This is a genomic window from Clostridium sp. (assembly GCF_051278035.1).
Classification (GTDB): Bacteria; Bacillota; Clostridia; order Clostridiales; family Clostridiaceae; genus Clostridium_AD.
The window spans coordinates 1-6,179 of the sequence record NZ_JBNMNU010000222.1 but is presented as its reverse complement, the minus strand read 5'-3'; the positions used below and the strand labels follow the sequence as shown (position 1 = coordinate 6,179).

The 6,179-nt window shown below is 30.7% G+C and carries 5 protein-coding genes; 1 reads left to right on the top strand and 4 read right to left on the bottom strand.

From position 1 onward, the window contains the following. The first annotated feature begins 119 nt into the window (after nt 1–119). On the top strand, nt 120–485 hold the full coding sequence (locus ACJAX4_RS21420) for a DUF4363 family protein (RefSeq protein ID WP_435791470.1): 366 nt from the start codon (nt 120–122) through the stop codon (nt 483–485). A gap of 393 nt (nt 486–878) precedes the next feature. On the opposite strand, the gene ACJAX4_RS21415 is transcribed toward ACJAX4_RS21420, so the two are convergent. The 4 genes from ACJAX4_RS21415 to ACJAX4_RS21400 all read right to left on the bottom strand — a co-directional run bounded on the left by ACJAX4_RS21415 (nt 879) and on the right by ACJAX4_RS21400 (nt 6,154). Further along, nucleotides 879–3,044, bottom strand: a complete 2,166-nt coding sequence (locus ACJAX4_RS21415; protein WP_435791469.1) for a HelD family protein — start codon at nt 3,042–3,044, stop codon at nt 879–881. A gap of 49 nt (nt 3,045–3,093) precedes the next feature. After that, the gene (locus ACJAX4_RS21410) at nt 3,094–4,182 is read right to left on the bottom strand and encodes a dipeptide epimerase (RefSeq protein WP_435791468.1); all 1,089 of its coding nucleotides are present in this window, start codon (nt 4,180–4,182) and stop codon (nt 3,094–3,096) included. A gap of 182 nt (nt 4,183–4,364) precedes the next feature. Continuing rightward, nucleotides 4,365–5,756, bottom strand: coding sequence for a dipeptidase PepV (pepV, locus tag ACJAX4_RS21405; RefSeq protein ID WP_435791467.1), 1,392 nt, complete (start codon nt 5,754–5,756; stop codon nt 4,365–4,367). Nucleotides 5,757–6,001: 245 nt separating this feature from the next. Then, the gene (locus ACJAX4_RS21400) at nt 6,002–6,154 is read right to left on the bottom strand and encodes a S26 family signal peptidase (RefSeq protein ID WP_435791471.1); all 153 of its coding nucleotides are present in this window, start codon (nt 6,152–6,154) and stop codon (nt 6,002–6,004) included. Nucleotides 6,155–6,179: the final 25 nt, after the last annotated feature.

Below are 6,179 nucleotides of genomic sequence, written 5' to 3'. Positions count from 1 at the left end.
ATGATGCTGCTGAAGTATTTCTAGCCACTTATAATGCAACGAATGGCTTATTTATAGATCTTTATGAAGACGGGTTAGAGGATAAAAATAAATAAAATACAAAGGAGTAGTTTAAATTTATGAAAAAATTTATATCTTATTCTATACCAATAATTACTTTAACTGTCTTCGTATTAATAATGCTAAGCGGCAGTTATTTAAAAAAGCCTCGTAACTCTTCAGAAGATGTAATTGCTTTTACTCAAATTTCTATAGTACATGCAAAAGCTGAAAAATGGGATATGCTTAAAAAAGACATCACAAGTATTACCACATCCTGGAACAAAATCGTACCACGCATTCAATTTAGCGTAGACAGAGATGAAATATACAACATAAATCTAAATATATCTAGACTGCGAGGCTCCATAGCCAGCCAAGATAAATCTAGCACCATAATGGAATTATACGAAATCATAGAAAATTGGCACGAACTAACACGATAATTAATAAATATTAATCTCACACCACCAAAGTCGCTTACTTATAATATTACTTTTAAAATTTCCCACATCATCGTATTCGTCACCGACTAATTCAATTGAGCTATATCTAAAAGTAGATTTATTCAGATTTTTATTCTCTCAATTAAACTCTTTTTTTCTTAGAGCACGCTAACAAAAATATATATTGCGCAGAATGCGTTTGAGCAAGCCATAGAAATTCTTGATTTATTTTATTTTCAGATGCGTGAAGAAAAATACATGTTAGAGCGATAGCGAGTTTGTATTTTTTAGCAACTGAAAATAAAATAAATTTTAGAATTACTCGGCGAAGCGAACGCATTTCTAGCAACATATATTTTTAGTTATAGCGTGCTCTATGAAAAAAATCGAGACTTAGAACGAGCTCTTCACAACCACATGAAGCTCATGTAGTGCCCTAGTTGCCATAACATATCTAAGCTTATCCTCTTGCTTATATTTAGCCACATCAGCTGCCTCATCTAAAACCATTATAACAGCATCAAATTCAAGTCCTTTAGCAAAATATGATGGAATCACCACAAGTCCACTGTGGTACACCGCATTTTCACTGTTAATCATCTTAACACCGGCATTGTCTTTAATTATATCAAATATTTTTTCTGTCTCTTTTATATCTTTACATATAATCGCAATATTCTCATAAACTCTACTTTTAAACTGTTCTGTCTTTTGAATAATAAAACTTTTAAATTCATCCACATTAGAAATTGAATTTTCCGTAACCACTTCACCATTTCTTACTATAGGAACAATAGGCTCTGAATTTAAATACTTGTTAGCATACTCCATAATTTCTACAGTAGACCTATAGCTAGTATTTAGTCTGAACTCTTGAACATTTAATTCTGGAAGTATATTCTTTATATCGAGCATAGGAATTGTTCCGTCAAAAGGAATCATTCTTTGGTTGCTATCCCCAACTATAGTTAGCGAAGTGCACCTAGTTAATTCCTTTATTACTAAGAATTGTAGTTGATTATAATCCTGTGCTTCATCTATTACCACATGTTTTATTTCCTCAGAAATTTTTATTCCCTCTAGCTTAATTTTAATATACAAAATACCGCCTAAATCATTTTCAGTTAATCTTTTATAACCATTTATTTTGTTGTACAACTCCACACAGTTTCCATTTTGTATCCAAGTAAGATTTCTTTTTAAATCTATTATCGACTTAACAACTTCTCTAATTTTAAGCCTTCTATTAAAGTCCAAGTTATTTACTTTGAAATCCTGTTCCTCCTCAGATAAAGACTGAACGTTTTTTTCATATTCCTTTTGTATGACTCTAACTTTTTCATCTCTAGCATCACTAATTTTAGAATAAATAATCCGTTTAATTTTCTTGCTTCTTCTAAATAATGGCATAGTTTTGTAATGATAATGGAACATCTCCATTATTTCTTCTTTTGATAATATTTTCTCACCCATAAAAATTAAATCTTCTATTTTAAAGTATTCAACATCTAATTTTTCTATGGCATCATCGAGTAAATATTTATACTCTATAGAGTTTTTGTACATAATGTCACTTGCAAATTCACTTTCACCACTTAGCACTTTTTCCATGTATTCTTTTAGGCTCATCACTTCTGAAAGTTCTAAAATATCAAAAGCAAAGTCTCTAAAAGTTGTTTGCTTAACTCCCGATTCTCCAAGACTTGGAAGCACTGTAGATATGTATTCCATAAACACATTATTAGGACCTAGTATCAAAACCTTATCTTGAAGTACCTTTCTATAATTATAAAGTAAATAAGCAACCCTATGAAGAGCTATCGTGGTTTTACCACTTCCTGCCACCCCATCCACAACAATAGTTTTGGTTCTTGGTTGTCTTATTAAGTCATCTTGTTCCTTTTGTATTGTCATTATTATATCTTTTAGCTTTTCAGAAGCATTACTACTAAGTACCATTTGAAGTATTTCGTCTTTTATATCCAAAGCTGAGTCAAACAGACCCACAAGTTTTGCCTTTTTTATAATATACTGTCTTTTAGCTAAAATATTCACTAATATTTTTTCTTTCGGAGCATCATAAGATGCCTCACCTAAAGCTCCAGTATAATAGAGTGATGCAACTGGAGCTCTCCAATCTACTATTAGTGGTTCAAATGTATTTTGTGGAGTAACTCCAAACCTTCCTATATACATTTTCTCAATACCAAGATCTTCTTCAGAAAAATCAATTCTTCCAAAATAAGGTGAAGTCTTAAGTGCTGTTAGTTCTTTAAGCCGTCTATCAATAGTTTTAAACGCTTCTTCCATAACATATCTCTCATGATCAAAATATTCTATAACCATATCTTCATCATCTCTATAGTCCTCAATTACTTTTTTCCTATAATCTAAAATGTATTGTAATATTTCTTTTCTCTTTTCTATATAGTTAAGAATTTCTTCACTAATAATTGCACTAACACTCTTTAGTTTTTCTTCTTCTATATTAAATTCCAACTGTTTCTTAAGTTCCAATTCTATGAGACTAGCATTTACATTAAATTCATTAGTATTCAAACCTGTCACCCCGTTTAGATCATTATATTTTTTATAAATTTCACAATGTTTATAAAATTTCTTGCCATCCAATAATATCACAAATTCCAAGACCTGGCGCATCATTAACAGTTATCTTATTTCCGATAACCGAGGCTCCACCAATTACTGAATCTTTCTCAAAATACAACATAGTATCTAAATCCGCCTTAACCATATTAGACCTAGATGCTGCAAAACTAGCTGCTGCGGTTATGCCTATTCTACTTTCTAGCATGCATCCCATCATACATCTTATACCCATGTTTTCTGCCATATTATATATCTTTATTGCATTATTTATTCCTCCGCACTTCATAAGCTTTATACTTATAAGGTCCGCTGCTCTTTTTTCTATTATCTTAAAGGCATCTGATGGACCAAAAACTGATTCATCTGCAAGAATTTTTGTTTCCACATTGTCTGTAACATATTTTAGTCCATCTATATCCCAAGCATTAACTGGCTGTTCAACAAACTCAATATCCAGACCCATATCTTCAAACTTCCTAATAACGCTTACAGCTTCCTTCGGTCTCCAACCTTGATTTGCATCTACTCTTATTTTTATTCCTTTCCTAACTGCTTTTCTTACTGCCTTAACTCTCTCTATATCATGATCTATATCATTTCCAACTTTAACCTTTAAATAAGTATAATTTTCCATTATAGCTTCTAAGGATTTACTTACCATTTCTTCCACTGAGCCATTTGCTATTGTAATATCTGTAGTTAATGTAGTTTTGTATCCACCCAAAAATTTATAAAGTGGAATTCCATATTTTTTGCAAAGCAAATCATATATGGCCATATCAATGGCCGCCTTAGCACTATTATTTGCATGAATTGAATTATGAATCACCTTCATAATTTCCTCTAAATTATCAATATCTAAACCTAAAATATCATGTTTAATATAATTAATTGCTCCCATAATTGAATACTCTGTTTCACCTGTTATTAAGGGTGTTGGGGTTGCACTTCCGTACCCTATTTCCCCTGTATCTGTAATTATCTTTATAATTATTTCATCAGAAAAGTTAAGGATTTTCTTTCCTATTCTATATTGTCTTAACAGCGGAGTATTGACCTTTCCCATCTTAATATCTTGTATTTTCACAATTATACCTCACTAATACTTTTATATTTTTAATAAAATTCAACCTTTTCATAACTTATTATATGAATTATTTATAGTTCAATATTTTATTATACCTCTATATCCACATTAATGCTATGGATTTTTATAAATTTTAGACCTATATCTTTTGAAAAGATATAGGTCTAAAATTTATTTGTTTATTACTTTGCAAGTTCATACAATGCATGAGCATATATTTTCGCATTTTTAATTAGATTATCTATTGTAATATATTCATTTCTTTTATGAATAGTGTCTGGTTCACCTGGAAACATCGGTCCAAAAGCTACAGTGTTAGGCATTTCTTTAGCATAAGTACCTCCACCTATAGATATTAATTTAGCTTCTTCTCCAGTTTGCTCAGTGTAAACTTTCTGAAGGGCTTTAATAATTGGGCTATCTGGTGAAAAGAATAATGGTTCTTGATGTACAAACTTTTCGACTTTTATTTCAGTTCCTTCTATTCTCTTATTAAATGGATTCATCATATCTTCTAACTTATTTGTTACAGGATACCTTAAATTTAAAGTCATGACAGAAGAAATTTCATCCATATTTATAACTCCAACATTAAAGGATAACTTTCCTGAGTTATCATCTTCCAAACAAACGCCAAAAGATTCACCATGTATTTCCATACCTATATTTTTATTTAAGAATTCTATATATGAAGCAACATCATTTGACCCAAGATCTAAAGTTCCAAGGAAAGCGAATAGTTGCATTATAGCATTCTTCCCAAGCTCTGGTAAACTTCCATGAGCTGCTTCACCCTCAGATTTAATTATTACCATATTTTCTTTAACCTCAGAAGAAAGTTTATAATTCATATTTTTTGCAAAAGATTTCACTAATTTAATAATATTTTGTGTGTCAACAGCCACAATTCCAGCTTCACAATATTCTGGTACTATGTTAGCTACTGTGCCACCCTTAATATATTTTATTTTGTTTTCACTTTTATTTACACTATTAAAATCCTTAACTATGTTAAATATAGTTATACCTTTTTCTCCATTGATTATTGGATAGTCTGCATCTGGTGTAAAACCAGCAACTGGTGCTTTTTCTCTTTCCAAATAATATTCAAGTTCGTTGCTTCCTGTCTCTTCATTAGTTCCAAATAAAACTCTAATTCTTTTAGAAATAGGAAGTTTTGCATCTTTAAGTGCTTTTAATCCATAAAGTGTCGCCATTATTGGTCCTTTATCATCTGTAGTTCCACGTCCATACATTTTACCATCGTGAATTTCCGCTGCATAAGGTGGGTGAATCCAACCATCCCCTTCAGGAACAACGTCTAAATGGCCTAATGCTACAACATAATCTTCTCCTTGCCCATACTCTGCGTATCCAACATAACCATCTAAGTTAACTGTATGAAATCCTAATTTCTTTGCAGTATTTAAAGCATATTCTAGTGATTTAGCTACACCTTCTCCAAAAGGCATACCAGGTTTTGGTTCACTGTCTACGCTCTTTATTTTAACGATTTCTTGAGTAGACTTAATAATATCCTCTTTCATATCATCAATCAATTTATTTAACTCCATGTTAATTCTCCTTCCATATCTACTTTAGTGGATTAATTTACATATATAATCTACCTCAAGTATAACATATAATCTTATTATATTTAATTATGGAACGTAATTCACCCTCTTCTGGATAAATATCTTAAAAACAATTAAGAGCCATAACGGCCCTTATCTTATATTTTACTATTATTATGTCTTAATTCAAATAATATATACTATATATTATTTAATAAGCATAATAAACACTGATTAATTTCTTCTCATTTTAATTTCCCAAATCTACTAAAAGGACTAATTACGATTCTTGCTTTTCCCATTATATTATCCTCATCTATAAATGGTTGTTCCCAATATCTTGCATCTTTAGAATTTGCTCTATTGTCTCCAAGAAAAAAGTAGCTATCTTCTGGTATTTTAAATTTTATTCCTGCTTTCCCA

Bases quoted from the DNA above. Each gene is read 5' to 3' on its own strand.
- pepV (WP_435791467.1), bottom strand. From the start codon at position 5,756: ATGGAGTTAAATAAATTGATTGATGATATGAAAGAGGATATTATTAAG.
- ACJAX4_RS21420 (WP_435791470.1), top strand. From the start codon at position 120: ATGAAAAAATTTATATCTTATTCTATACCAATAATTACTTTAACTGTC.